The following is a 25006-nucleotide window of genomic DNA, read 5'->3' on the forward strand; positions in this document are numbered from 1 at the left end:
CCGCAGGGGTTACAACCACTGCTCCCGCAGTTGTTACCACAGCACCTGTTGCAACGACCAAGCCCTCACCCGGTTTCGGTGCACTCATTGCACTGATTGGCCTCGGTGCAGTAGCTTTCGTCGTTGTACGCAGGCACTGAACGAAAATTTCCTTTTTCCTCCTCAAACGGGTGCACTCCCGGAGGGGGGTACCCACCCCTCCCCTTTTGCCGGGCCGGACCCGGCACCAAGGACCCCCCCACCACTGAGGGGAGGGGTGGGTATCCCACTCTGCCCATTTTCCCTGAAGGGCCGGAAAATCCCTGTTCCGTCGGAAATTCAAGTGGAACTATCACGATTGGTCATGCAGGCAAGGGGGGGTGGGTACCCCTACGGGCCATGGAGGGGTGGGTAGGGGGACCCCCCCTCCGGATTTTAAAGTGGGGTGGTGGGGGGTGCCTCCTGTTGAGGGAGGGGTGACTACCCCCCTCCGGTTTTGGTGTTGTGGTGTGTGGTGCCCGACGTGAGGGGGGTGGAAAATGGGGGTGGATGTTGATGGATGGTAGGAGGGGGTGGGGAATACACTCCCCCTGCGTGGTTCATTCCCCTAACCTGCCGATTCCCCCCAATCCAGCCCTAATAAGAGTCCCGACTTACACACGCGGGCACATATAACTCCCAAAATTCTCGCATCCACCAACTAATATATATACAAATATTAGTTAACAAAATATAATCACAATGCCACGCGAATTACATCACCTCGTTATGACGAACCTCCGGCGGCTCACTCACTCGCCGCGGGAAGCGGAATGCATAGCAAGGTTACTGCTCATGCAGGTGATTCTCGTGTGTGTGGCGCACGCTGCACAGAAGACATGGAATGCCGGAAGAACTGCCTGCGAAGGTCCTGGTTTGGATGTGACACCTGCAAATGTTTCGACAACCTCCGGCGCAGGAATAAGGGCTTGTGGACCAGATCCCGCAGACGTACCCGGCATACCTGTTCAAGCATTGTGGGAGAGTATCTCCGGTTTCGGGGAGCGATTCTTTTCTCCCCCGACCGGAACTGTTTTCCTGGCGGACACCGGCCTGCGCCGTTGACCCCGTCCGGGAATGGACTGCCCGTGCACCCGCACGTCACCCCTGCCGAGCGATCGGTAGTATGAGGATAGGGGTGGTTCGCGTGCGGGTGTGCCGGTTGTTTCCGTTCTGAAGACGGGAGATCCATGCAGTTTCTGCAGGACGCTGGTATGTACTCCGGCCGGACTATTGGCTGAATAACCATCAATATATCCGGTACACCGGCCCGTATGGGGCATATCCCGGCCTGCACCACTCAGATATACTGCCTGACGAGCAACGGCTCTGGCGATTTCTCGGGAAAACATACCGGGGAACAAACAAAGAGAGGAATTAACATGACTGGAAATTATGCAGACGATAAAGAGAACGAAGAACCGGGCCAGGTTCCGACCGGTGCCGGGTGTGCCGGCCGGACAACCCGGAGAGTAACGAAAGAACGTCGCTGTACCGTGAAGGCAAAGAAGAGCCATGGGGGCGGAAAGTCCTATGTGGACCGGACGAAACCGGCAAAGACCGGGAAGCCGACCGGGAGGAACGTAACCTACGGCGTGAGAGAAGCGGCCCGCATCCTCAAAGAATGGGGATACATTGTCGGAATAGTCGCTGAAGCTGATGTCCCGTTCAACCTGATCGCCCACAAGGGCCGGGAGGTGCTCTCGATCCTCGTGATCCGCCCCCGGGAACCGGTGATGAATGCCGCCGGGGTACGGGCCTACCACTCGCGTGAAGTGCTGGCACTCCAGCCGTACTGGAACTCGGATGCCGACAACATCCAGTTCTGGCTCTTCTCGCGGGTTGCCGGGCTCCTCCGGTACCGGGTCTTCCGTGGCGGTATCTGGAATGTCGGGACCATGCAGAACGGGTGGCAGAAGAAACGTGAAGAAATGGCGGATTGCAAAACCGGTTGTGCAGGGAACGCGGTACAGAAATCGCGTACCGCTCCTCTTCCGGTTCACGCAACCGGGCTCGGATAAGGCGCAGATTGGTGTTCCGCGTGGAACCCGTTATATCCCCCTGCTCAATGCTGTATGTCCAAGGGGTCCTGCAGGACCCCGGGGGCATGAAAAGGATGGTGGAGCCATTCTTCGAACTGTCCAAGGGCGCCCGAGGACGAAAGCAGAAAAAGACGTTCAGACGAACCTCGATCAGGTCGAAGAATTCTTCGAATTCTTCTCCTCTTCCTGGCCCGCGGGATTAAAAAAACCTCGCGGAGGTGAGGAAACACGAAAGTGTCCCCTCACCTTTCTGATGGACCAGTCAGAACAGCAAGTATGGAGGAATTAAAAAAATGGCAGACTATGTCCAGAAAACCAACATCAAGAGTGCGGTCCGCAAGCTCGCGAACCCGATCGCGGACGTCAGTGCGTTCAACACCCTCGTCCAGACGATAATCACAAGCAACCCGTTCGGGTGTGTATCGTATATGAGCTCGGGCGTCAACCACCCGCCCGTAGAAAAGTCCAGGGAGACGTACACGGCAAAATTCGTGTACCAGGACGAAGATGCGAAGACCATCGGGAATGGTTCCGAGAGTTACAACACGATGGCCGGCTTCACCGCCGGGATCGCCGCGGTGGTTGCCAACACCGCCAACAACACGGCGCACGGTGGCACACCGGTCCACGATGAAGAGAATGACACGTTCTCGGTAACCCTGAAGTGCCACGATCCCAACGGGGAACTGTACTTCGTGAACCTCTCCCGCAAGCAGGTGACCATCTCCTCGTATGAGGATGACGCCATCCGCACCGTCATCGAGACCTGGTCAGACGGGGTAACGGCACTCGCCTGATCCCGCAGATGATAGCAGGGGGTCATCCCCCCTTGCCATTTTCTCGGAGGAGAATGGTAATGTCACCACCCCTCACCAATCCGCTCCGCACCTTCTGCTGGGGCGTGCTCCCCGCGATCGGCATGTTCGATCCCGGAAAGCTGACAGACGAAGATATGCAGGCCGACCCTGCCGGATACCGGACATGGTTCGGCCTCGGGGAGGTCTTCATGGCATGCCTCCTTGCGGGGATCATCGCGGTCCCTGCAGGAATATGGTTTGCCGGATGGACGGAACTCTCGCTTGCGTTCATCGGCGCAAGTGTCATGTTCCTGCCGCTGTTTGTATTCCTGAGGGTTCGTAAGGATCCGAAGGTGGAGAAGAACGCGAAAGCGTTCTTCGATTCCTGCCCCGGCTCATCCGGTACGCCATGAAGGCGGACACGGACGCCGTGCTGGATGCATTCGACAAGAACGAGCAGACAAAGAAGGTCTTATGACCCTCAACATTCCCCTGCTGTTTTCGGGAAGATCAGGATTCTCACGTTTACAGAGAAATCTCCCATATTCTTGGAGATCGCGGCCTCCGGGGTACCATTACAGGAATATGAGAGATGATAAATGATTGAACTTTTCATCACACTATTTTTACATTTTTTTAAATATTACATACCAAAGAGCAGATGATCATACTTTAATAGCACTCATTTTTAATAAAATGTATAATCGTATGAAAAATCAATTGTAGTTGAAATGATCGCAACCCTTCTGATCAGTGCGTCATCCCTGGCGCCCGTATAATCACATAGGAGAGAGAACCATGCACGACCATAACCATGATCATGGGCACCACCACCATCACGATGTCCCCCATGCTGTAACGTTCGACGATTGCGTCCGTTTCCACGGCCACTCCTGCCCGGGCCTTGCATCCGGGTACCGTGCGGCAACTGCCGCCATGGAGGCGCTTGGTGTCTCGCGCCCGGAGGACGAGGACCTCGTAGCCATCTGCGAGACCGATGCCTGTGGTGTCGACGCGATTCAGGTCATTGCCGGGACAACAGCCGGCAAGGGCAACCTTATCGTTCACGATTATGGCAAGCACGCGTTCACGTTCTTTAACCGGAAAGACGGGAAGGCAGTCCGCATCACGTTCCACCGGAACGAAGCAACCGAGACCGGGGACATTGCAGGTCTGCGGAAGAAGGTCTTCTCGGGAAATGCGACCGAAATGGAAGAGGAACTGTTCCACGAGCTGATGCACAAGGCAACAGTAGATCTCCTGCACGCACCCGCTGAGAAGATCATGAAGATTGAATCAATCACGATGGAAGCCCCGAAGAAGGCCCGGATCTTTGCCTCAGTCACCTGCGAATGCTGCGGCGAGTCGGTTGCCGATGCAAAGACCCGGAAGGTTGACGGGAAATGCGTCTGCATCCCGTGCGCTGAGGGCACGCATCCGAGTCAGAGAAAATAATTTTTTTTTCAAGATAGTTGCGAGGCAGACATGCGTCATTTTTTTATCGCATCGATCAGGATCACCATCACAAGGATCGCGATCAGGAATGTCGCGACCCCTCCCGTCTGGAGCCCCGCGTTCAGGTAATGTGCCCCGGCAATATACGTGGCATCGGGCATCACGGACCCTGAGATAAGGTGCACCCCGATCGTGATGATGAGTACTGCGGGGATCATGTATTTGCAGAGGAAGAAGACCAGCCGGTTCAGGGCTGTCACCCTGCCATTCTCCGATTCAAAAATGCTGCGGGGCAGGAACCAGGTGAAGGCAATGGCAAGGATGGCTGCGGCAAGGTGGAGGCCGAGTGTCCCGAGGGTCTCATCCATAAAGTCGAGTACGGGAATTCCCCCAATGGACAGGTGTGCGGCGCTGAAACTGAGTGCCGGGACCAGGCTTACGACAAGCAGGATGCCGGTCATGAGAACGGTGGTCCGTTTCCGGCTCCACCCGGCCGCCTCCTGCACGGAAGTAATGCAGACCTCGAGCATCGCGACGGCCGAAGTAAAGGCGGCAAAGAAGAGCACGATGAAGAAGGCAACGGCAATAAGCTGCCCCGCGGGCAGGAGCGAGAATGCGAGGGGAAGGGTGGTAAACGCGAGTTCCGTCCCTGCGGTTGGCGAGAGCCCGAACGAGAATACCACAGGAAAGATGACCAGGCCGGCGAGGAGTGCAACCGAGACATCGGCGATGCTGATGATGAGTGTCGAACGGGCAATGTCCTGTTCTTTTGCCATGTACGTGCCATACGTGAGGAGGATCCCTTCCCCGACCGAGAGCGAGAAGAATGCCTGCCCGAACGCTGCAACCCAGATGTCCGCATGGGTAAGGACCGAGAAGTCCGGGGTGAACATGAACCGGATCCCGTCATGGAACCCCGATAGTGTCGTGCAGTAGAGCACCATGATTATAAGTGCGATAACGATGACCGGGACCATCAGGATCGAGATCCGTTCGATCCCCGCTCTGACCCCTGCTGCAACAACCAATCCGGTCAGGACGACGGCAACAATCGTGAAGAGAACCGGCAGGTACGATCCGGTAAACCCGGCAAAGCTCGTTGTGGAACCGGTTGCGGAAAAGAGTGTATACGCAAGGGTCCATCCGGTGATGACAAGATAATAACTAAGAATCAGGAATATGATGGCGCAGATCAGCCACCCGAGGATGCGGAAATGCTGTCGCACCGACCGGAACGCGTGCACCATGGTCCCACGGAAATGGCGGCCCATCGTGATCTCCAGGACCATCAGGGGCACGGCAAAGATGAAGACCGCGATAAGGTACGGGATGAGGAATGCACCCCCGCCGTTCTGGCCGAGCATGGCGGGGAACCTCCAGATATTGCCGATCCCCACTGCAGCACCGATGGCCGCGAGGATGAAGACCGCGTGTGACGACCAGCGTTCCATGGTTACTCCCCCGTGTCCGGGTTGTTGGTGATACAGTCATTCCGTGACCGGTACCAGTTTCCCTTTCAGTTTCTCCTCGATACCGAGCTGCACCATCTCGATGACATTGTTCACCACGCCTTTTACCTGGTGAAGGACAAGTTCGTCGCTCCGGAAGAATTCCCGGTCCGTGCTGCTGTTGAACTGTGAACCGTGCGTCCGAAAGCCGATGCCGAACGGGGCAAGCACGTACCCCATCTGCTCAAAATTGAGCCAGATGTCCATCGCCGTCTTGATGGCACCGTCCTCGTGGCCATTGACAAGGACCCCGGCAACCTTGCCCTCGGTCAGCCCGGGCTTTTTGAGGTGGTAGAGGTTCTCCATGCAGGTTGTCCGGTCGAGAAAGGTCTTGAGCCGGGCTGACATGGCGTTCCAGTTGATCGGGGATGCAACAATGACCGCTTTCGACGCGGCAAGCATCTGGTGGAACGCCGGCATGTCATCAGTCGTGTTCCGGCAGGGGTAGGTACACGACCCTGCCCGGACAGCGTAACAGCACCAGCAGTAATCGATGTGATGCTCCGTCAGGTTGAACCGGCGGTAACTCACGCCGCGTTCACGGAGCACCTCCTCGGCAAGGTCTGCCATGTAACCGGTATTGCCTGCCCGGTGAGTGCTGCCGTTGATCAGCAGGACATCGAAGGGTTCTTCGCCATCGTACGTGAGCCTGGCACGCTCCTGTTCCGCCACAAATTCCTGTGACGGGCTGTGGCAGACCGGACAACTCTTGGGGGGCGTTTCCCCCGTGAAGACAAAGCCACAGACGGCGCATCGCCATGCCGCCTGCAGGCCGGTATCCGTTCCGGTTTTCCTACCGTGTGTCGTATCTGTCATCTCCTCACTCCTTCCGGGTTTTTATCCTGTTCTGAATGTTCTTTGAACCTCCATAATAATCCGACCCTGACGGCAACGCAATGAGGAGTTCCCGTTTCCCTGGGTATCAGCCTGCTTCCGGCTTCCTCATCCAGACATCGACCTGTGGGAACGGGATCTCGATCTTCTCTTCTTTGAACCTGCGGGAGATCTGCTTGATCATCCAGTCCTGGACATCCCATGAATAATCATAATTGTTTGTCCAGAGAAGGAGCTGCCCGCTGATACCCGATTCCCCGAACTCCAGGAAATAAACCGAAGGTGCGGGATCCGTCATGACCCATGGTGTCTTCACCGCGGCCTCACGGGCAATGGCAAGAAGGACCTCCATCACTTTGTTGAGGTCGGAACTATAGGCAACGGAGAACGGGATCCGGACTTTCAGGGTTGGATCGGGTGTGGAAAAGTTGATGACCACGCTCGAGGTGATGGTGGAGTTGGGGATTGTTATAACCTGGTTATCCAGTGTCCTGATACGGGTGCTGCGGGGGCCAAGAGCCATGATGTCCCCGAAGAATGTATCCACCTTGACGCGGTCGCCTATCCTGAACGGCTTGTCGATGGCAATGATGATCCCGCCAAAGAAATTGCCGATGATATCCTGTGCCGCAAGGGCAATGGCAATACCCGCGATACCTGCAGCCGCAAGCAGGGCAGTGATATCAATCTCGAAATTCTTGAGGAGGAGAACGAATGCCACGAACCAGATCAGGTACCGTACCGTCATCAGGATGATCGGGATGACCCGGTCAAGGTCAACGTCAGTCTTTTCGCCGATCACGGTCCCGTATGTCCGGATAAGATTGGTCAGAAAGACCGAGATAGCCCATGCCGCAAGGACGATGAATACGGCATTGATGATCTGGCCGGTGCTGAACTCGCCAAGTGTCAGGGGAACAAGATGGTACTGTGTCAGTGCGATATAGACCGACAGGAGAATGATCCAGATCACGAGGGGGGTTCCGACAGCCATGAGGATAATGTCATCCAGTGAGGACGCGGTCTTCTCCGCCCGCTTCTTCAGCCACCGGATAATGCCATACGCAATGCCGGCAACAATCAGTCCAACGACAACCGTGATGGCAGCGTAGAAATAGTTCTCATACATTCAGGCACCTTCCGTGCCTGCGGGTAGCCTGGTGATCTTTCCCTGCATATCATGTCCTCCATCTGCACTGCGGTTTAAGTCAATTATTCTCTCGCGTGATCCACATATATTGGTGTTGTCCGGGATTACCCCCGGACCGGCAGGCATTACAGAATACCAGTCACCCCATCAGGATTGCTCGAAACAGGGATCGGCCATGCTCGTTTTACCAAGACTGCAGATATTCATTTTTGTCGATCTCTCTTTTTTAAACAACCACACCTTCTCCGGTTCAATATCCGTCTGCAGATGGGAGTAATCATCGAACCACCGGGCCAGCGGGTTTGTCCGGAAGATCATGAACTTCCCGATATTGCTGTTGTCTGCGGCCTGGTGGTACCGCATAAAGACGTGTCCGGCGGTCTTGCCGACCACCTCAATCTTACCCGTTGCATGGGACATGACGAACCGTGCCCGTTTTGCGAGCCCCGAGCAGGCCTGCCAGGATTTCTGGAGCATATCGTAGGACTGCTCGACCGGCACCTGGAAGAGGTGGTTGCCGGTGGTCGGCCGGCACTGGAAGACATAGTAGGGCGAGATGCCGGCAAAGGAGACCTTGCGGAAGAGCGAGGTTAAGGTATCCGGGTTGTTGTTGATGCCGTTTAAGATGGGTGTCTGGTTGACAACGACAACACCGGCTTTCCGGAGTGCTTCTGCTGCCTGTATCGATACCCCGGTCAGCTCGCGGGGATGGTTGAAATGTGCCATCAGGTAGATACGTTTTTCCGGTGTGCTGTACCGCGAGAGAACGGACAGGAGTTCCGGATCGTTCAGGATCCGCCAGGGGTTGTACGCCAGCATCTTGCTGCCAATACGGATGATATTGACATGCGGGATCTCCCGGAGCTCGCGGAGGACGGACTCGAGCTGCCGGGTTTCGAGCATCAGCGGGTCCCCCCCGGTCACGAGGACGTTTGTGATTTCCGTGTGCTCGCGGATATATCCGATACTCTCCGAGACGTCCCGGATCGTCTCGCGTTCGCATGACATGAACAGGCGTTTGCGGAAACAGAAACGGCAGATGCCGCCGCAGACATCGGTGAGGAGTAAAAGGCCGGTCTGGTCATATTTGTGTTGTAGGCCGGGTTTTTTGGTATAATCTTTCTCGCACGAAGGATCGGCGGATCCCCCGGTTTTGAGTTCCCGGGTGTCGGGAATGACAATCCGCCGTATCGGGTCGTGCCTGTCTTTCCAGTCGATGAGAGAGAGATAATAATCATTGGAGCGGAACGGGAAGATGTCCGTCACCGTCTCCATCTCCTCCCTCTCTTTAGAGTCGAGCCCGACAAGGTTGTCAAGCTCGGAAATTGATGTAACGTACTTGGGTTTCATTTTTGTACCTCGTTATTGGGGGTTGTGCTCTGCTCTTAAGGGAGCAAGGATCGAGCAGTGCGGAAATTTCCGGGTTTTATGAACAGAAACTGAACGTAACTGGATGCACCACTCAGTATCCTCCATATTGGGCTCACGCTATAAACCCTTTTTGTTGTTACCAATTTTCCTGACCGAAATGAAACGGGGGTATACTATTCTCCCTTCCCTGCCTTCCGTTAACCCGGTTCAATCCGCGTGAATCCGTCCCTGCAGATAAATTTTGAAATAGCGACAGCAGCAACATATGATAGAAAAAAAATCATTCGTGAATACCATGGACTCGTTCGCTTCCGGGTTTGCCGCTGTTGACGGCACAGGAGATGCCTGCTCCTTTGTCACATATCTCGATCTAATCCACTCTATGCCGTTTTTCCAGGAATGCAAACGCCAGAGCTACCGGAAACTCGGGATCCGGCCCGGTGCGTCGGTGCTTGAGATCGGTTGCGGGAACGGTGTTGATGCGATAATCCTTGCAGGCATGACCGGGCCGGAAGGCAGGGTAACCGGCATTGATGTGAGCAGCACCATGCTTGCCTCGGCGCGGACGCGGGACTGTACCGGCATCCCGTCTCCCCATTACGTGCTGTGTGATGCATCGTATCTGGCGTTTTCCGATGATATGTTCGATGCCGCCCGGGCAGACCGTGTACTCCAGCATACGACAGATCCTGCTACGGTTGTCCGGGAGATGGCGCGGGTGACCCGGCCCACCGGCAAGATCGTGGTCTTTGAACCGGACTGGGAGACCTTCGCCCTCTGGCCGGGTGAACGAGAGGTTACCCGCCGGATCCTGAACTTCTGGTGCGACCGTATACCATCCGGCTGGGCCGGCCGGTCCCTGTATGGCGCATTCCGGACAGCCGGGCTCTCGGAGGTATCGGCAGAACCCATGAACCTGGTGATCACCAACCTGCCGCTCGCCCGGAAAATCTTCGACCTTGAGACCACGGTCTCTCTTGCGGTCGGGGCCGGCATTGTCAGTTCCCGCGAAACAGAGACATGGTCAGATGCGCAGGTGCTGGCCGATGAAGCCGGCCAGTTCTTCAGCTCGCTGACCTTCTACATGGTGACGGGTACGAAGCGGGGCTGACCCCCCTTCAACGTCCGCAACCACCGGAGCGCTTCACAGTGCACCCGTCCGAACCGTACAATCTACTGGCTGAACGAGACAGTCGCCCCGGTGATCCGGAAGATCGCAACTGCGGTGCCTGAGTAAAAACAGTCCGGTTACCGGAGAAATTCCCGTCCGGTATCCGTCAGCGAGTAGATGATCCAGTTGCCGTGGTATTCCCCTTCGATAAGTCCGATCTCTTTTAAGATATTCAGGTGGTAGGAGAGTTTCGATCCGGAGAGGCGCGTGAAGCGGTTGATGACGCAGACGCAGAGCGGCTGGTCGCGGATGAGGTAGAGGATGGTGAGCCGCAGCGGGTCGGAGAGCGCGTGGTAGATCCGGCTCTTCTCTTCAAGATGGGCGGCATCGGGAACGCGCCCGGCAAGGGCCTCGAATCCCCCGATGGCGTCGAGTTCCTTCTGGATCTGCTCAGGGATATCCAGATCCTTTCCCCCGGCCTCGTTTTTACCTTCAGGCTCACAGCAGGCACAGCTCACGCGCTTCATTTCAAATTAATCTGAAATGATAAGACATATAACCTTGCCCTGTTCACATTAATTCAACAAAATTTGAAATGAATTGGACGATCATGAACGCACAACAACCATCCTGCGGGGCAGAAGGAAAGAACCGGATCATCTATGCCTGCTCGGGGCTTGGATCGAATGTCGGGCAGCTGACAAACGCGGCCGCGTGCCAGCTGACTGTGGAAGGCTATGGCGGGGGCTCGTGCCTTGCAGGTGTGGGCGGCGGTATTGAGAAATTCACGGGCATGGGAATGGCAGCGGACGAACGGGTTGTCATCGACGGCTGCCCGGTTGCCTGCGCAAAGAAGATCCTGACGGATAAGGGACTTGCGATCGACCGGTATGTCCTGGTCACGGACCTCGGTATTGCCAAGACCCCGGGACCGGTCTTTGCGGAACGTGACGTGCAGACGGTTGTCGATGCAGTAAAGAGGGGATAGGGAGCATAACGATGTGCGGCACCACTCCCGCAGGACATTCCCGCGTTGACGGCCAGGACCCGGCACGGGTCGTGGATACCCTGACCTGGAACCCGCACCCGAAGTTTCCCGGTGTCTCCCTGCGGCACTTGGTCACCGGCAGCGAGACCGGCGGGCGCATGAGCCTCCACCATGTCAGGATCGATCCCGGGTGCTCCATCGGCGATCACATGCACCCCGGGCAGGTCGAGATCCATGACGTGATTTCAGGGAGCGGGACCAGCCGGCTCGAAGGAAAAGAACTGCAGTACGCGCCGGGAATCCTGGGCATCATGCCCGCGGACCGGGTGCACCGCATCGATGCAGGAGCGAAGGGGATGCTCCTGCTGGCCACATTTTCACCCCCGTTAGTGTGAGGTACTTCAATGACAGATCCTGTAATCGGCTCGCTCCTGCTCGGCTGGGAGACCCTCTTTGCATATCTCTCGCAGCACGTGGTCACCTGCCTCATCCCGGCGTTCTTCATCGCCGGCGCAATTGCATCGTTCATCAGGAAAGACGCGATCCTGAAATACTTCAGCCCGGAGACGAAGAAGACCACCTCCTACGGGATCGCTTCCGTCTCGGGAATCGTGCTTGCGGTCTGCAGCTGCACGATCCTGCCGATGTTTGCCGGTATCTTAAAGAAAGGCAGCGGTCTCGGGCCCGCGATCACGTTCCTGTACGCGGGACCGGCCATCAACATCCTTGCCATCGTGTACACGGCACAGGTGCTCGGGCTCGATCTCGGCCTTGCCCGGGCCGTGGCGGCAATCATACTTTCCATCCTGATTGGGCTCATCATGATGAGTCTCTTCCCGGCCCATGACGAAGATACGACAAAGACCCATGCAGCTGCCCGCCGGGCCGTAATGACAAAGGAGGATACCCGGCCATGCTGGGTCGTTCCCGCGTTCTTTGTCTTCCTGGTTGCGATCCTCCTTGTCGGGACATCGGCGCTCGATGTATTCTACCGGCTCCTGATCGTGTACTTCCTCTCGATGGCGGTGGCTTTCCTCTTAATCTTCTACTTTACCCGGGACGAGGTGACTGACTGGGGGTACGAGATCTGGGACTTAACAAAGAAGATCTTCCCGATCCTCATCATCGGGACATTCCTCCTCGGAGTACTGGCGTTCTTCCTCCCGCCCGAGACTTTCAGGCCGTTCATTGGCGACAACTCGCTTACCGCAAACTTCCTTGCGGCAATCGTGGGGGCGATCCTCTACATGCCCACCCTGCTTGAAGTGCCGGTTATCGGGACAACGCTCGGCTACCTCACCGGGTCCATGGCAAAGGGCCCGGCCCTTGCGCTGCTCCTGACCGGGCCAAGCATCAGCCTCCCGAGCCTGCTCGTCATTTACCGGATCATCGGCGGGAAGAAGACGCTCGTGTATGCCGGCCTTGTCATCGTCTTCTCGACCCTTGCCGGGTTCGTCTTCGGAAATCTTGGGTGGTGACCATGAAGAACGACAACATTCCCTGCTGTGCCGCTGATGCCCTCCGCCGCATCCGCCAGATCCCGGTCAACGGGATTATGACCGGTATCACGATGCTGGATGAGAGCATTGCCGCGGTAAAGGAACAGAGCCCCGCAAGCGATGCCGGCATACGCGAAGCACTGATGAAGAAGATCAAAATCTACAATTACGTGCCAAATGGTGCTGAAGAGGGCTATGCCGTGGCGGTACTCGAAGAATACCGGAACAGTGTCTTGAAAGACAGGCACAAAAAAATCTGAAACCAGAGTCTGGTGATTATCATGACAAAGATTGAAGTACTCGGAACCGGCTGTGCAAAGTGCAAACGGCTCTTTGCCAACGTCGAACAGGCAGTCAAGGATCTCGGACTCCCTGCAAAAGTGGTGAAAGTGGAAGACCTGGATGCGATCGTTGAGAGCGGTGTGATGATGACTCCTGCGCTCTTCATCAATGGCGAGATTGTTGCGGAAGGCCGGGTGCCTGACGTGAACGAGATCAAATCCCTGCTTACGGAGTGAAAAAATGGCAGAACAACCCACCTGCTCCTGCGGAGCAAACGAGCAGAAACGGATCATCTTTCCCTGTGCCGGGCAGGCTAACACCGGGCAGCTTACGAACCTTGCAGCGCTCCAGCTGACAGAAGAGGGCTATGGCAGTATCGCCTGCGTAGCGCTGCTTGCAATCAGTGCCGAATCACTTGTTGCGAATGCGAAGAAGGTCGATGAGGTGGTCATCCTCGATGGCTGCCCGATGCTCTGCGCACAGAAGATCGCTGAGGCACAGGGTGTCCCGGTGGGCCAGCACCTCATCATGACCGAGCTTGGCATCACCAAGGGTCCTTCCAAATCCTACACGAATGACGATGTCGAGACGATCGTGGACGCGTGCTGGAAGGGTGCGGGCCGGAAGACCTGCCCGGAACCGAAGAAGGCCGGCGGAAAAGACGGCGGGTGCGGCTGCGGGTGTGGTAACACCTGCTGAAGAGACGATGTCACCATGACGTACGCAATTGTCACCTGTTCGGGCATCTCGAATACCGGGAAACTCACCACGCAGGCAGGAATGCTCTTAATGCAGCGAAAGCCTGGCATGTTCCTCTGCATGAACTGCAAACAGTCCGCAGAATCCCTAAAGACGGATGCGGGAGGGGCAGAGCGGCTCATCGTGATCGACGGGTGCACGGACCACTGTGCCACGAAGAAACTCACCGCGGCCGGCCTTGTGCCGGATGTCCACATCATCGCCACTGAGCTCGGGATCGAGAAAAACGGGATGGCGGATGTGAAGTATGAAGAGATCGAGAAAGTGGTCAGGGCTGTCATGGATCACGGGAACCCGAAATGAAGATCGGTGTTGTCAGCGATGGGAAATTTGGCGACCGGGCCTTTGAGGTCATAAAGGAGAAGTTCCCGGTGGAATGGATCGTGGCTCCCTTTATTCAGAGCCCGATCGCTGATGACATCGAGCTTTCGCTCCCGGAATGCGATCTTTATATCTCCTATGTCCGCCACCCGGATGTTGCCCTCGCGATCATTGAGAAGCAGAAACCGGTGATCCTCGGGGTCAGTTTCGGCCCCGGTTTCATCAGGCAGGCAAAGGAGATAAACGAGAATATCATCGCACCCCCGACCATGTGCTCGATCGAAGACAATACCTGGGTGCCGGAGATCAATGAGTTTGCAAAGGTGTTCGGGAAACCTTTGTTTGATGTAACTGTCCGAGACGACGGGACTGTTGAAAACATCAGGGTGATCCGGGGATCCCCGTGCGGTTCGACCGTGGCAGCAAGTGCGGAACTGCCCGGGACACAAGTCAGTCCCGAACAGCTCCAGCACTATGGTCTGCGGATCTGCCACTTCTGCCGGGCACCCCGGCTCGGGAAGACCTGCGACAAGGAAGTGTCCGGTCTTATTCATATCCGGGAACTGGTCCATGCAATCAGCGCCAGGGCACCCGCTGTCGGTGAACGCGTGAAGCAGTTTGCCGACGGGATGGAGAAGATCATCGACCAGAAAATGACAAGAGGATAACACCATGCAGGACTATTTACAATTATTTGCCGACTGGGTAACCTACACAATCTTCGGGCTCGTGCAGGGCAACCCCCTTGCATCGTCCGTGAACTTCTTTGTCTACGACACGATCAAGGTCACGCTGCTGCTCGCGGTGATCGTCTTTGCCGTGGGTATCGTACGGACGTTCATCACGCCGCAGAAAGTGAAGAAGTGGGTAGCAGGCCGCACCGAGGGCGCCGGCAACGTGCTCGCCGCCCTCCTCGGCATCCCCACGCCGTTCTGCTCCTGCTCGGCAGTCCCGCTCTTCATTGGTTTTGTCGAGAGCGGCGTGCCGCTTGGCATCACGTTCTCGTTCCTGATCGCATCGCCCCTCATCAACGAGGTCGCGGCCGCCATGCTCCTTGCTATGTTCGGCTGGCAGATCGCACTCATCTACATTGTGTCCGGGCTCGTCATCGCAATTGTCGCGGGCATCATCATCGGGCGCCTCCACATGGAGGGTCAGGTAGAGGACTTTGTCTGGAAGTGCAGGATGCACGACCAGCCGGACAAGACGATGACGTGGAAGGAGCGGGTCGATTTCGGGATCAGCGAGTCGAAAGCCATTACCCTGAAAGTGCTGCCTTACATCATCATCGGTATCGCCATCGGTGCCGTAATCCACGGGTATGCCCCATCGGATTTCCTTGTCACGATTGCCGGCCCGGACAACCCGCTCGCCGTCCCGGTTGCAGTGCTGCTCGGCATCCCGCTCTATTCGAACGCAGCGGGGATGATCCCGATCATGGAAGTCCTCACGGCAAAGGGAATGGCGATCGGGACAGCACTCGCCTTCATGATGGCGGTTATCGGGCTCTCGCTGCCGGAGATGGTCATCCTGCGGAAAGTGATCAAGATCAAGCTGCTCGCAATCTTTGCAGTCATCCTGTTTGTTTCATTCACGCTCACGGGCTACCTGTTTAATGCGATACTGGGGTAAACAGGAAATAACGATGTGATGAAGTATGGAAACGCAGGTAAAACAACTCTCCTTTCTTGACCGGTACCTGACCCTCTGGATCTTCCTCGCCATGGCGGTCGGTATCGGTATCGGCTATTTCGCGCCATCGGTACCGGCCGTGATCACCGGCCTCTCAGTAGGGACAACCTCCATCCCCATCGCCATCGGCCTGATCCTGATGATGTACCCGCCGCTCGCGAAGGTGAAGTACGAGGAGCTGAGGAATGTCTTCCGGGATACGAAAGTCCTTGGCCTCTCCGTTGTCCAGAACTGGATTGTCGGCCCGGTCCTGATGTTCGTCCTTGCCGTTGTCTTCCTCCGCGACCAGCCGCTCTTCATGTACGGCCTCATCCTCGTGGGGATCGCCCGGTGCATCGCGATGGTGATCGTCTGGAACGACCTTGCGGGCGGCGACTGCGAGTACTGCGCAACCATCGTGGGCCTGAATTCCCTATTTCAGGTCTTCTTTTACTCGGTCTATGCCTGGTTCTTCATCACGTACCTGCCCCCGCTGCTCGGCATAGGGGCCGGTTCCGCGGTATCGATTACCATCCTCCAGATCGCCGGGAGCGTCTTTATCTACCTCGGCATCCCGTTCATTGCCGGCATGGTCACGCGGTATACCCTGCTCCGCGTGAAGTCAAAGGAGTGGTACGAGCAGGTCTTCATCACGAAGATATCCCCGATCACGCTCATTGCTCTGCTCTTCACGATCATCGTGATGTTCTCGCTCAAGGGCGAGTATATTGTCAACGTCCCGTTCGATGTTGTGAGGGTCGCGATCCCGCTGCTCGTGTACTTCATCATCATGTTCTTTGCCAGTTTCTGGATGTCCTGGCGGCTTGGCATCGATTACGGGAAGTCGGCCTCGCTCTCGTTTACTGCGGCCTCCAATAACTTCGAGCTTGCCATTGCTGTTGCCATCGCCGTCTTCGGCATTGCCTCCCCGGTGGCATTTGCCACGGTCATCGGCCCGCTCGTCGAGGTGCCGGTGCTGATTGGTCTTGTCAATGTTTCTCTCTGGCTGAAAGAGAGATGGTACAGCGGAACGGGCACTGCAGCATGCAGCCCGCCTGTGCGCTAAAAAAGGATGATCGGTGTCGTGTTATGCTGAAAATTCCCCCGCATCCGGAATATCCTCCAGAGGAGGGGCGATACCTGCGGGGGAACGATTATTCCCCGGTCGCGGTGGTTATCATCCTCACGTATGATGCCGAAGCCATCCCTCCGGAGATCGAAAAACTCGTGCGGACCGGTGTCGAAGCCGGCGCCGCGCTCTCCGGTACCCTGCAGACCGCCAATATCGGGATCGAGAAGATCATCTGTAATGTCATAGCCAACCCGAACATCCGGTACCTCATTCTCGGCGGCCCGGAATCGGAAGGCCATAAGACCGGTGATGCGATCAAGGCGTTGTTCCGGAACGGTGTCGATGACAAGAAACGCATTATCGGGACATCGGGACTTTCAGCGTACCTGTACAATGTCCCGGTGGAGTTCATCACCCGGTTCCGGGAACAGGTGACCCTTGTGGACTGCCAGTTCCAGGATGAGAACATGATCCGGAAAGCGGTCTGGTCCTGTTTCCAGGAAAAACCCGTAGAGTTCCGGGGACAGATGCTCTCCGATCCGGGTGCATTTCCCGAACCCCCGTTCAGCGGCAGGCTGACCTGGAATGTGACGCAGCCCTGGGCCGAGCCGGCCGATGACAAGGAGCGTGCGGCAAAGCAGAAAGCGCTGGAACTCATCGAACGGCTGAAGAAGAAGCAGAGCGCCCGTGACAACAGCTGATCCCAATCATATTGTTGAAAATTCTGATTTTTCTGAAATGTATAAATAGTTTGAAACTTCACAAGAATAATGAGGTTTCATCATGTCTCCGAAAAAGGGAGCGGATAGTACAAAAAATTCAGGGGAAGCGTCATGCACGTGTCGTCCGGGCTGCCGGGTCGAGGCGGTGCTGAGCGTGGACGAACGCGGCCAGATGGTGCTGCCAAAAGATGTGAGGGAGAAAGCCGGGATCAGGACCGGTGACAAGCTCGCGCTGATCAGCTGGGAGAAGGACGGCAGCATCTGCTGTCTTGCGCTGATGAAAGCGGACAACCTGAGCGGCATGGTCAAGGATGTGCTCGGGCCGCTGATGGGTGAGCAGGGCCGCGAGTAAGGGGATACCATGGAAACCAAAGATACGGCCGCATCGGCCTGTTCATGTTCGGCATCTGCCCAGGCCCCGTCCTGCGGTTGTGATGCTGCAGTGCGTTCACCCGCAGAGATCCGGACAACAGACAGCACGATCACCCCCGCCAACCGGCTCGACCACTTTGCGGCCCGCTGGGGCTGGAAACGCGAGAGCCACCGCGTTGTTCCCGGCCTGTACCGGCTCGGGAACCCAAGCACCGAGTCCCCGGTCTTTGCCTCGGCGAACTATACACTCAGCTTTGATGCCCTCCGCTCGGCGCTTGCAGGTTTCGATGCCTGGATCCTGGTGCTGGATACGAAAGGGATCAATGTCTGGTGCGCTGCGGGGAAGGGGACGTTCGGGACGGATGAGCTGGTCCTCCGGATCCAGTCATCCGGTCTCGAAAATATCGTCAGCCACCGGAAGATCATCGTTCCCCAGCTGGGGGCGCCGGGAATCTCGTGGCCGGAAGTATTGCGGAGGTCAAAGTTCCTTATGGAATTCGGCCCGGTACGTGCACGGGACCTGTCGGAGTACCTGAAGACTCATAAAGCAACCCCGGCTATGCGGCGGGTGGAGTTCCCGCTTTGGGACCGGCTGATCCTGATCCCCGTGGAGTTTGTCCACGTTGCCTTCCCGATGGTCATCGTGGCAGCGGTTCTCTGGGTACTTGCCGGCCCGGTTGCTGCGCTTGCCGTTGTGTCAGCAGTCCTTGCCGGGACTGCGCTATTCCCTGCACTGCTGTTGTTTATTCCGACACAGGACTTCTCAACAAAAGGCCTGATCCTGGGTGGCGTTGTTGCCATCCCCTTCGCGGTTGTGTTCGGTACTAACCCTCTCCTGCCTGGCTGGGCGAATGCGGCGGGAGCTGCAACGGCCCTTCTTGTAATACCGGCAGTGGTCGCCTATAGTGCCCTGAACTTTACCGGGGCTACGACTTTCACCTCCCGCACCGGAGTGAAAAAGGAGATCTTCCGGTACGTCCCCCTTATGGCAGTGATGGCCGTGGTCGGTTCGGTTGCGGGAATTACTCTTGGTGTGAGCAGGCTGCTTGGAGTGATCTGATGTTTAAATCCGAAGAGGTTCATCAGAACCTTGAGGCGAAGAAGAATCCGTCAGGATTCTTCGACTCCTATTCAGAAACCAGCCTGAAATACGACCCCGACCGGTGCATCAACTGCAAGCGCTGCACGCAGGTCTGCCCGCACGCGGTCTTTGCCGAAGGAAATGAGCATGCAGAACTCGCAAACCCCGCTTCCTGCATGGAGTGCGGTGCCTGTGCGAAGAACTGTCCGGTACAGGCTATCGAGGTACAGAGCGGCGTCGGGTGTGCATGGGCGATGATCGGGGCGGCACTGAGAGGAAAGGATATGGATACTGAGTGCAGTTGCGGCGGGGACGCGGGCTCATGCTGTGGCCAGTCAGAGAAAACAGGCTGTGGCGGGAAGTGACAACGGATATCATGAACCCGCAGACAAAGAAACTCGTGTTCCCTGGCCGGATCGTTCCATACGGGTAAGGTGACGCCATGTTGCCCCTGTCCGGAGAGTCTGCGAGCGAAAAAAGGAGTAAAATTATTCTGTCACTGCTGCTGTGATGGTTGTGCTGTCATAGATCCTGGTCCAGCACCGGGCCTGGAAGACCATGAAGATTGGCGAGAGAATGAGGAAGAACAGCATGGATACAAGGATTACCACGCCAAGGATCGGGAAAAACCCAAATCCCATGGCGACTGCCAGCACGATGCTCAGGATGAGCATGACCGTGAACAGTACCATGACGGGGACTGCGACAATTATCGCAACGAGAACGATCCCGATGATATAGTTGATCCACCCGATCTTCCCGATATGTTCGCTGATCTCCTTAAACCGGAATGCATCGGAGAAGCGGCCGGTCCGTGCAAACCGGATGGAGACGACCGGCAGTACCAGGGCTATGATGAACTCCACGAGATACATGAGCAGCATGAGCGCGATATTTGGTTCCCACGAGGATGCCATGGCAGCTTCGACCTGGCCCGACAGGACTTCTGCCACCAGCGGCCCGTAGGTTGCCAGCCAGAGGATGATGATGGGGATCGAGTATACAAGTGCAATGACCATCAGTTTCAGGCCGTCAATGAATAACCTCCCCCACGGGTCGACCTCCGGCGCGGTCTCTGCCCCGCGATAAATCCGCATTATATACCCGTTCATCGGTATGGCGAGAAGGATGAGTGCGAGGATCATCCTTGCCCACCGGCCGCCGTTCCCAAATACGCCCTGGCGTGTATAGCCAAAGGCGTCGCGTACTATCTCTGTGTAATCCATGCGTTCACCAAAAATGTCACCAGGCAGATCCCTGCCCGGTCAGGTTATTGTACGGAGTGTGGCCTTTTTGGAAAATAATGCTATCTGGGCCGATCCCTGCCCGGTCCCGGACATCACGATCGGGAACGACTGCATGCCCTATCACTACGTTTATGTAGTCGGCATGATATGGTGTAAATACCGATAACCCTCGGATGGATGGTGTTTGTGGATATGTCATCTGGTGTGAAGATTCCTATCAACTATACAGAAGCTGCCGATACGCTCAAGAAACTCTTAAAACTCTCCGGCTCCCCGGTTGCATTCCGGTTCGCCACAAAGAAGGAAGATATCCCTGCGGGCATGGAGAAACTCGACAAGACGATCCGGCACTGCTTGATGGTCGGGCTTGCACGGAAAGAAGGCAAAGTCTTCTATTCCACGGCAGAAAATCATGAATGCAATGGCGGGGCATGGTCGCTCGGTCTCAAGGAGATCACCGAGACGCTGAAGAATGGCGACTTCTATTTCAAACTCGGCAAGTTCGAGAGCTCCGCTGCCTGCAAGCGGACCATCGACCGTGTCGCACATCTCGGGACCGGAGACACCTATGCCACGATGTATGCCCCGCTCGAGAAGGCGCCGTTCGACCCGCAGGTCGTGGTTGTTGTTGCAAGCCCGTGGGCCATGCTCAAGCTCTCCCAGAGTACCCTGTTCCGTTTAGGCGGGAGGATCGAAGCCGAGTTTGCCGGCATCCAGTCGGTCTGTGCCGATGCCTGCGCCCAGACCTACCTGAACGGAAAGATCAATTTCTCGCTCGGGTGCGACGGATCGCGGAAGTTCTCCGGTATCGAGGACGGCGAGATGGTGATGGGTATTCCTGCGGAGATCCTGCCGGAACTCATCGAGGCACTGAACGTGGTTGCAGCCGCCCCGGGATCCAAGCCCGGTGCGAAATAATATCACTTTTTCAAGGCTGCCCGATGAGGAGTGGCCGGATATCAGGTTTACCAAAAAAGGATTAGATGAGTTTTGCGCCCGTGAGAAACTTCAAAAAAGATTTAGAATCTTCTTTTCGTATTCGAGGACTGATGTCCTCTCATACTCATAAGAGTTTCGAACCTGCGGTTGGCCCGGGCTTGCACTCGAAGACTTCCGTGATCTTCATGATAATCAGCGAGCGTGCGGGGAGCTCCGGCCTCTTCCGGTTGACACTGGCCTTCATCTCCTCGTATTCCGCACCGCTGTTCTTGATGGCAGTCACGCCCTTGATCTGGAAGCACCCCTTGATCTCCGGCCCCCAGATGTAGATGGCGACCTTCGGGTTGGTCCTGAGGTTTGACAGGCTCTTGTTCATGAAGTTGTCCGTGATCCAGATGGTCTCGTCATCGTGGAGTTCGACCATCGCGAGGGGGACCACGTTCGGGGTCCCGTCCTTGGATGCCGTGGCAACCGGGTAGACTTTCATCTTCGAGAATGCCTCTTTCATGTCTGCGTTCAGCTTCACCATGGTACTCTCACCATTTCTCCCAAAGGATTCATGACACCATATACTTTTTGAAATATGCAGGGAAACCGCCGGACGGTGGGCAACCTCGTACGGGAGACAGATTCACCCTGCGTCCCGCAGGTTCATATACGGCAGGAGAAGACCATGGAGCTGATAATCATGCAGGCAAACCCGATGGAAGTATTCAACCAGGAAGCGCCCGAAGTTGCAGAAGCATTTAACGGCCTGATCATGTCGCTTGTGGCATCGAAGGGGCTTGACCAGAAGACCAAACAGCTCATCTATATTGCGATGAAGGCGTCGATGGGCGACCCGATGGCCGTGAAGGCGCATGTGCCCATGGCGAAAGCGGCGGGAGCCACAAAGGAGGAAGTTGTGGACGCCATTCTCATGACGCTCACGGTCTCCGGGGTCCGCGGGGTTGTCACCTGCCTCCCGGATGCGGTGAAGCAGTTCGAATAACTTTTTTTACCATTGCAGGATGACCGCCATCGCTTCTCTTATCTCCTGCCGGATCCCATTTGTCTAGTGTGATGCGCGAACCACCGGTCAAGAAGGTGCTGTACTGGTGCGATGAGTGCAACGTCCCATTGATCGCAAAGAGCTGTGCTTGTGGCCGGGAGGGGAGGAAGATCGAGCTCCTCCAGCCCTACGAACTCCGCCCTGCCCTCTCTGCGGACCGTGCGCTGATCCAGCGGCTCGTGCAGGAGCAGTTCGGGAGTGTCCCGGTTGCCAGGATCCTTCTCCTGAACAAGACCGGCGGGGTCGACCGTGCCGACCTCGTGATCATGCACGGTGAACGCTTTGGCTGGCTGACATTCGACCCGGTCAAGCGGAAATTCGTTCTCGATCTCACCCCGGAAGCCCTGCCGTTCATCGTCCGCCATGCAACAAAAGGCATAGTGGACCTTGATACGCATACTGATGCCCGGAAGGAGCAGGGGCGGATCGGCGGGAAACGGCTTGCCCTGACAAAGCCCGTTCCCGACGGGACCGTGATTGTGAGATACAAGGCCCGGTACGGGACAGGCACGGTCAAAGACAATTCAATCAAGGTAAAGGAGCTCATCGCGGTGGAACCCCGCACCCGCCCCGACCCCGGCTGGGATGTTGTGATCGAGAAAAACCGGTACCACATCAAGAACCTGGAGCGGAACGCGATCCGTGCCATAAAACACCACATGTCCGACCGGCCGACCGCAAACGTTTCGTTCTCCGGTGGCAAGGACAGCACGGCAGTGCTCCACCTTGCCCGGAAGGCAGGCGTTACAAAGGCCTTCTTCATCGATACCGGCCTCGAGTTTCCCGAGACCATTGCGTTCGTGAAGTCGCAGGGTGTCGAAATTGTCAGCGGTGCCGGGGACTTCTGGCAGGCTGTGGAGAAGGCCGGCCCTCCGGGCAAGGACAACCGCTGGTGCTGCAAGTTCCAGAAGCTCCGGCCGCTCAAGCTCTACCTTGCACAGGTCGGACCCTGTGTCACGATCCAGGGCAACCGGTGGTACGAGTCCTGGAACCGCGCAAGCCTGAACGAGACGAGCCAGAACCCCGACAACCCGCTCCAGCTCAATGTATCCCCCATCCGGAACTGGCGGGCGCTCGAGGTCTTCCTCTTCCTCTGGTGGCAGAAGGCAGCCATGAACCCGCTCTACGAAGAGGGCATCGAGCGGATCGGCTGCTACCTCTGCCCGGCAATGCTGGAGAGCGAGTACGAGCAGATCCGCGTATCCCACCCAGACTATGCGAAACGCTGGGATACATTCGTTGAGCGGTGGGCGGAGAAGAAAGGTATGCCGGATGCCTACTGCCGCTGGGGGCTCTGGCGGTGGAAAGCGCTGCCGAAGAAGATGCGTGAAGTATGCCGGGACCGGGGGATTGCGGTCAACGAGGACTTCACGCTCAAGGCAATCCATCCGGCAAAAAAGGACCATGAGATGGTTGATATCGGGAAAGGGAGAACCATGAAGGAAGAGATGAAGGAACCTGCGAGCGACAGTCTTGACGTGCAGGGGATGCGGAAGGATTTCCCGCTCCTTGCAGAGGTTGTGTACTTCGACAATGCAGCCACCAGCCTGTCCCCCGAGCCGGTGATTCAGTCGTATGTCGAGTTCGAGCGCAACTACCGGGCCAATGTCGGGCGGGGCGTCCACCGCCTCACCCAGATTGCCTCCCAGCGCTACTGGCATGCCCATGAGAAAGTGGCGGGGTTCATTGGCGCAAAAGAAGGTGTCACAGTCTTCACCAAGAGCACAACCGAGTCCATTAACATGGTGGCGCACGGATTCCCGTGGAAGGCCGGTGACCGCGTGCTCACGACCATCCTCGAACACCACTCAAACCTCCTGCCCTGGTATCACCTTGCACGGCAGGGAGTATCGGTGGATATTTCGAATATGCAGGATGATTATTCCTTCGACCTTGCCGCGTTCGAAGCTGCAATCACGGACCGGACCCGTTTGGTTGCAATCACCCATGCCTCGAACGTGCTGGGGGTGATTACTCCCGTTGCAGAGATCGCGAAGATCTGCCACGACTATGGCGCCCTCCTGCTGGTGGACATGGCCCAGACCGTACCCCATATGCCGGTCGATGTGGCAGCACTCGGCTGCGACTATGCCGCCTTCTCCGGCCACAAGATACTCGGCCCCACGGGCACCGGCGTGCTCTGGATGAAGGAGCCGGATATTGAACCGCTCCTGCTGGGCGGCGGTGTTGTTGAGAGCGTGAATGGACCGGAGTATACCCTGTCAGAAGGGTACCAGCGGTACGAGGCCGGTACCGGCAATATCGCAGGTGGAATCGGGCTCGGTGTTGCTGTCGACTACCTCTCCCGGCTTGGCATGGACCGTGTGCGGAAACACGAGCAGGCCCTCACGACGCGGATTATTAACGGCCTGGCGCAGAACTCCCGTGTCAGGCTCTATGTTCCGGACTCTCCCGAACGCCGGGTGGGGGTAATCTCCTTTACGATTGAGGGGCTGCACCCGCACGAGGTTGCGCAGCGGCTTGACGAGATGGCCGACATCATGGTACGGTCCGGTCACCACTGCTGCATCCCTCTTATGGACCGGCTGGGTCTCAGGGAAGGAACCGTCCGGGCCAGTATCGGGCCTTACAATACAACAGAAGAAGCGGACCTCTTCCTTGCCACGATCGAAGAGATCACAAGGTAAGTAAGGCCTGCCCCCTCCCTTTTGCGCACACGGGCGCTTCGGTGTCGGACCTATTCATCACGATTTAA

The 25006-nt window shown here is 56.8% G+C and carries 30 protein-coding genes; 23 read left to right on the forward strand and 7 right to left on the reverse strand.

Annotated features, from left to right (window positions below; all coding sequences use genetic code 11):
* The 5 genes from M0R30_RS14800 to M0R30_RS12485 all read left to right on the forward strand — a co-directional run.
* The coding region (locus M0R30_RS14800; RefSeq protein ID WP_366513137.1) for a PGF-CTERM sorting domain-containing protein at positions 1-140 on the forward strand (140 nt) is incomplete at its 5' end.
* Positions 141-1400: 1260 nt separating this feature from the next.
* Complete coding sequence (locus tag M0R30_RS12470) at positions 1401-2039, forward strand: hypothetical protein (protein WP_292547387.1); 639 nt, start codon at positions 1401-1403, stop codon at positions 2037-2039.
* A 314-nt stretch (positions 2040-2353) separates the two neighbouring features.
* Positions 2354-2857, forward strand: coding sequence for a hypothetical protein (locus M0R30_RS12475; protein WP_292547388.1), 504 nt, complete (start codon positions 2354-2356; stop codon positions 2855-2857).
* 59 nt (positions 2858-2916) lie between these two features.
* A complete protein-coding gene (locus M0R30_RS12480; RefSeq protein ID WP_292547390.1) occupies positions 2917-3270 on the forward strand; it encodes a hypothetical protein in 354 nt (117 codons plus the stop codon).
* A gap of 385 nt (positions 3271-3655) precedes the next feature.
* Positions 3656-4312, forward strand: a complete 657-nt coding sequence (locus tag M0R30_RS12485) for an FmdE family protein (protein ID WP_292547392.1) — start codon at positions 3656-3658, stop codon at positions 4310-4312.
* 35 nt (positions 4313-4347) lie between these two features.
* Here the strand turns inward: M0R30_RS12485 and M0R30_RS12490 are convergent, their stop codons facing one another.
* The 4 genes from M0R30_RS12490 to M0R30_RS12505 all read right to left on the reverse strand — a co-directional run bounded on the left by M0R30_RS12490 (position 4348) and on the right by M0R30_RS12505 (position 9154).
* Positions 4348-5763 carry a sodium-dependent transporter gene (locus tag M0R30_RS12490; protein WP_292547393.1) on the reverse strand — a complete coding sequence of 472 codons (1416 nt, stop codon included), beginning with the start codon at positions 5761-5763 and terminating at the stop codon, positions 4348-4350.
* 36 nt (positions 5764-5799) lie between these two features.
* Entirely contained in the window at positions 5800-6636 is an 837-nt protein-coding gene (locus M0R30_RS12495; protein WP_292547395.1) for an NAD(P)H-dependent oxidoreductase, read from the reverse strand.
* A gap of 106 nt (positions 6637-6742) precedes the next feature.
* Complete coding sequence (locus tag M0R30_RS12500; protein ID WP_292547397.1) at positions 6743-7783, reverse strand: mechanosensitive ion channel domain-containing protein; 1041 nt, start codon at positions 7781-7783, stop codon at positions 6743-6745.
* Positions 7784-7951: 168 nt separating this feature from the next.
* Complete coding sequence (locus M0R30_RS12505) at positions 7952-9154, reverse strand: KamA family radical SAM protein (protein WP_292547399.1); 1203 nt, start codon at positions 9152-9154, stop codon at positions 7952-7954.
* A gap of 286 nt (positions 9155-9440) precedes the next feature.
* Here M0R30_RS12505 and M0R30_RS12510 point away from each other — a divergent pair, with 286 nt between their 5' ends.
* Positions 9441-10286, forward strand: a complete 846-nt coding sequence (locus tag M0R30_RS12510) for a methyltransferase domain-containing protein (RefSeq protein WP_292547401.1) — start codon at positions 9441-9443, stop codon at positions 10284-10286.
* Positions 10287-10423: 137 nt separating this feature from the next.
* On the opposite strand, the gene M0R30_RS12515 is transcribed toward M0R30_RS12510, so the two are convergent.
* Entirely contained in the window at positions 10424-10813 is a 390-nt protein-coding gene (locus tag M0R30_RS12515) for a metalloregulator ArsR/SmtB family transcription factor (RefSeq protein ID WP_292547403.1), read from the reverse strand.
* Between the two features lie 83 nt (positions 10814-10896).
* Here M0R30_RS12515 and M0R30_RS12520 point away from each other — a divergent pair, with 83 nt between their 5' ends.
* The 14 genes from M0R30_RS12520 (at position 10897) to hgcB (ending at position 19418) form a co-directional block, all read left to right on the forward strand.
* Complete coding sequence (locus tag M0R30_RS12520) at positions 10897-11274, forward strand: putative zinc-binding protein (protein ID WP_292547404.1); 378 nt, start codon at positions 10897-10899, stop codon at positions 11272-11274.
* Between the two features lie 11 nt (positions 11275-11285).
* Positions 11286-11669 carry a cupin domain-containing protein gene (locus M0R30_RS12525; protein ID WP_292547406.1) on the forward strand — a complete coding sequence of 128 codons (384 nt, stop codon included), beginning with the start codon at positions 11286-11288 and terminating at the stop codon, positions 11667-11669.
* A 9-nt stretch (positions 11670-11678) separates the two neighbouring features.
* Positions 11679-12752: a permease gene (locus tag M0R30_RS12530; RefSeq protein ID WP_292547408.1), complete on the forward strand. Its 1074-nt coding sequence runs from the start codon at positions 11679-11681 to the stop codon at positions 12750-12752.
* A gap of 2 nt (positions 12753-12754) precedes the next feature.
* Positions 12755-13033: a hypothetical protein gene (locus M0R30_RS12535; RefSeq protein WP_292547410.1), complete on the forward strand. Its 279-nt coding sequence runs from the start codon at positions 12755-12757 to the stop codon at positions 13031-13033.
* 21 nt (positions 13034-13054) lie between these two features.
* The gene (locus M0R30_RS12540; protein WP_292547412.1) at positions 13055-13291 is read left to right on the forward strand and encodes a thioredoxin family protein; all 237 of its coding nucleotides are present in this window, start codon (positions 13055-13057) and stop codon (positions 13289-13291) included.
* A 4-nt stretch (positions 13292-13295) separates the two neighbouring features.
* Positions 13296-13754: a putative zinc-binding protein gene (locus M0R30_RS12545; protein WP_292547414.1), complete on the forward strand. Its 459-nt coding sequence runs from the start codon at positions 13296-13298 to the stop codon at positions 13752-13754.
* Between the two features lie 15 nt (positions 13755-13769).
* On the forward strand, positions 13770-14117 hold the full coding sequence (locus M0R30_RS12550) for a putative zinc-binding protein (protein ID WP_292547416.1): 348 nt from the start codon (positions 13770-13772) through the stop codon (positions 14115-14117).
* Positions 14114-14803: a DUF166 family protein gene (locus M0R30_RS12555; protein WP_292547418.1), complete on the forward strand. Its 690-nt coding sequence runs from the start codon at positions 14114-14116 to the stop codon at positions 14801-14803. Before M0R30_RS12550 ends, M0R30_RS12555 begins: the two co-directional genes overlap by 4 nt.
* Positions 14804-14807: 4 nt before the next feature.
* Entirely contained in the window at positions 14808-15767 is a 960-nt protein-coding gene (locus tag M0R30_RS12560; RefSeq protein WP_292547420.1) for a permease, read from the forward strand.
* 25 nt (positions 15768-15792) lie between these two features.
* Positions 15793-16872, forward strand: a complete 1080-nt coding sequence (gene arsB, locus M0R30_RS12565; RefSeq protein WP_292547422.1) for an ACR3 family arsenite efflux transporter — start codon at positions 15793-15795, stop codon at positions 16870-16872.
* A gap of 23 nt (positions 16873-16895) precedes the next feature.
* Complete coding sequence (locus M0R30_RS12570) at positions 16896-17579, forward strand: tetrahydromethanopterin S-methyltransferase subunit A (protein ID WP_292547424.1); 684 nt, start codon at positions 16896-16898, stop codon at positions 17577-17579.
* Positions 17580-17661: 82 nt separating this feature from the next.
* Complete coding sequence (hgcC, locus tag M0R30_RS12575) at positions 17662-17952, forward strand: HgcAB-associated protein HgcC (protein ID WP_292547426.1); 291 nt, start codon at positions 17662-17664, stop codon at positions 17950-17952.
* 9 nt (positions 17953-17961) lie between these two features.
* The gene (hgcA, locus tag M0R30_RS12580) at positions 17962-19032 is read left to right on the forward strand and encodes a mercury methylation corrinoid protein HgcA (protein WP_292547428.1); all 1071 of its coding nucleotides are present in this window, start codon (positions 17962-17964) and stop codon (positions 19030-19032) included.
* A complete protein-coding gene (gene hgcB / locus M0R30_RS12585) occupies positions 19032-19418 on the forward strand; it encodes a mercury methylation ferredoxin HgcB (protein ID WP_292547430.1) in 387 nt (128 codons plus the stop codon). Before hgcA ends, hgcB begins: the two co-directional genes overlap by 1 nt.
* 123 nt (positions 19419-19541) lie before the next feature.
* Here hgcB and M0R30_RS12590 read toward each other — a convergent pair whose 3' ends face one another.
* Complete coding sequence (locus M0R30_RS12590) at positions 19542-20279, reverse strand: DUF4013 domain-containing protein (RefSeq protein WP_292547432.1); 738 nt, start codon at positions 20277-20279, stop codon at positions 19542-19544.
* A 213-nt stretch (positions 20280-20492) separates the two neighbouring features.
* On the opposite strand from M0R30_RS12590, the gene M0R30_RS12595 reads away from it, so the two are divergent.
* Positions 20493-21218, forward strand: a complete 726-nt coding sequence (locus tag M0R30_RS12595) for a DUF169 domain-containing protein (RefSeq protein ID WP_292547434.1) — start codon at positions 20493-20495, stop codon at positions 21216-21218.
* Between the two features lie 145 nt (positions 21219-21363).
* Here the strand turns inward: M0R30_RS12595 and M0R30_RS12600 are convergent, their stop codons facing one another.
* Complete coding sequence (locus M0R30_RS12600) at positions 21364-21768, reverse strand: pyridoxamine 5'-phosphate oxidase family protein (protein WP_292547437.1); 405 nt, start codon at positions 21766-21768, stop codon at positions 21364-21366.
* A gap of 144 nt (positions 21769-21912) precedes the next feature.
* Here M0R30_RS12600 and M0R30_RS12605 point away from each other — a divergent pair, with 144 nt between their 5' ends.
* Positions 21913-22230, forward strand: coding sequence for a carboxymuconolactone decarboxylase family protein (locus tag M0R30_RS12605; protein ID WP_292547439.1), 318 nt, complete (start codon positions 21913-21915; stop codon positions 22228-22230).
* 71 nt (positions 22231-22301) lie between these two features.
* Entirely contained in the window at positions 22302-24938 is a 2637-nt protein-coding gene (locus M0R30_RS12610; protein WP_292547549.1) for an aminotransferase class V-fold PLP-dependent enzyme, read from the forward strand.
* Positions 24939-25006: the final 68 nt, after the last annotated feature.

Source organism: Methanoregula sp. (assembly GCF_023227875.1).
Taxonomy (GTDB): domain Archaea; phylum Halobacteriota; class Methanomicrobia; order Methanomicrobiales; family Methanospirillaceae; genus Methanoregula.

Coding starts and splice junctions, on each gene's coding strand:
- M0R30_RS12470 (WP_292547387.1), top strand. CDS start 1,401: ATGACTGGAAATTATGCAGACGATAAAGAGAACGAAGAACCGGGCCAG.
- M0R30_RS12475 (WP_292547388.1), top strand. CDS start 2,354: ATGGCAGACTATGTCCAGAAAACCAACATCAAGAGTGCGGTCCGCAAG.
- M0R30_RS12480 (WP_292547390.1), top strand. CDS start 2,917: ATGTCACCACCCCTCACCAATCCGCTCCGCACCTTCTGCTGGGGCGTG.
- M0R30_RS12485 (WP_292547392.1), top strand. CDS start 3,656: ATGCACGACCATAACCATGATCATGGGCACCACCACCATCACGATGTC.
- M0R30_RS12490 (WP_292547393.1), bottom strand. CDS start 5,763: ATGGAACGCTGGTCGTCACACGCGGTCTTCATCCTCGCGGCCATCGGT.
- M0R30_RS12495 (WP_292547395.1), bottom strand. CDS start 6,636: ATGACAGATACGACACACGGTAGGAAAACCGGAACGGATACCGGCCTG.
- M0R30_RS12500 (WP_292547397.1), bottom strand. CDS start 7,783: ATGTATGAGAACTATTTCTACGCTGCCATCACGGTTGTCGTTGGACTG.
- M0R30_RS12505 (WP_292547399.1), bottom strand. CDS start 9,154: ATGAAACCCAAGTACGTTACATCAATTTCCGAGCTTGACAACCTTGTC.
- M0R30_RS12510 (WP_292547401.1), top strand. CDS start 9,441: ATGATAGAAAAAAAATCATTCGTGAATACCATGGACTCGTTCGCTTCC.
- M0R30_RS12515 (WP_292547403.1), bottom strand. CDS start 10,813: ATGAAGCGCGTGAGCTGTGCCTGCTGTGAGCCTGAAGGTAAAAACGAG.
- M0R30_RS12520 (WP_292547404.1), top strand. CDS start 10,897: ATGAACGCACAACAACCATCCTGCGGGGCAGAAGGAAAGAACCGGATC.
- M0R30_RS12525 (WP_292547406.1), top strand. CDS start 11,286: ATGTGCGGCACCACTCCCGCAGGACATTCCCGCGTTGACGGCCAGGAC.
- M0R30_RS12530 (WP_292547408.1), top strand. CDS start 11,679: ATGACAGATCCTGTAATCGGCTCGCTCCTGCTCGGCTGGGAGACCCTC.
- M0R30_RS12535 (WP_292547410.1), top strand. CDS start 12,755: ATGAAGAACGACAACATTCCCTGCTGTGCCGCTGATGCCCTCCGCCGC.
- M0R30_RS12540 (WP_292547412.1), top strand. CDS start 13,055: ATGACAAAGATTGAAGTACTCGGAACCGGCTGTGCAAAGTGCAAACGG.
- M0R30_RS12545 (WP_292547414.1), top strand. CDS start 13,296: ATGGCAGAACAACCCACCTGCTCCTGCGGAGCAAACGAGCAGAAACGG.
- M0R30_RS12550 (WP_292547416.1), top strand. CDS start 13,770: ATGACGTACGCAATTGTCACCTGTTCGGGCATCTCGAATACCGGGAAA.
- M0R30_RS12555 (WP_292547418.1), top strand. CDS start 14,114: ATGAAGATCGGTGTTGTCAGCGATGGGAAATTTGGCGACCGGGCCTTT.
- M0R30_RS12560 (WP_292547420.1), top strand. CDS start 14,808: ATGCAGGACTATTTACAATTATTTGCCGACTGGGTAACCTACACAATC.
- arsB (WP_292547422.1), top strand. CDS start 15,793: ATGGAAACGCAGGTAAAACAACTCTCCTTTCTTGACCGGTACCTGACC.
- M0R30_RS12570 (WP_292547424.1), top strand. CDS start 16,896: ATGCTGAAAATTCCCCCGCATCCGGAATATCCTCCAGAGGAGGGGCGA.
- hgcC (WP_292547426.1), top strand. CDS start 17,662: ATGTCTCCGAAAAAGGGAGCGGATAGTACAAAAAATTCAGGGGAAGCG.
- hgcA (WP_292547428.1), top strand. CDS start 17,962: ATGGAAACCAAAGATACGGCCGCATCGGCCTGTTCATGTTCGGCATCT.
- hgcB (WP_292547430.1), top strand. CDS start 19,032: ATGTTTAAATCCGAAGAGGTTCATCAGAACCTTGAGGCGAAGAAGAAT.
- M0R30_RS12590 (WP_292547432.1), bottom strand. CDS start 20,279: ATGGATTACACAGAGATAGTACGCGACGCCTTTGGCTATACACGCCAG.
- M0R30_RS12595 (WP_292547434.1), top strand. CDS start 20,493: ATGTCATCTGGTGTGAAGATTCCTATCAACTATACAGAAGCTGCCGAT.
- M0R30_RS12600 (WP_292547437.1), bottom strand. CDS start 21,768: ATGGTGAAGCTGAACGCAGACATGAAAGAGGCATTCTCGAAGATGAAA.
- M0R30_RS12605 (WP_292547439.1), top strand. CDS start 21,913: ATGGAGCTGATAATCATGCAGGCAAACCCGATGGAAGTATTCAACCAG.
- M0R30_RS12610 (WP_292547549.1), top strand. CDS start 22,302: ATGCGCGAACCACCGGTCAAGAAGGTGCTGTACTGGTGCGATGAGTGC.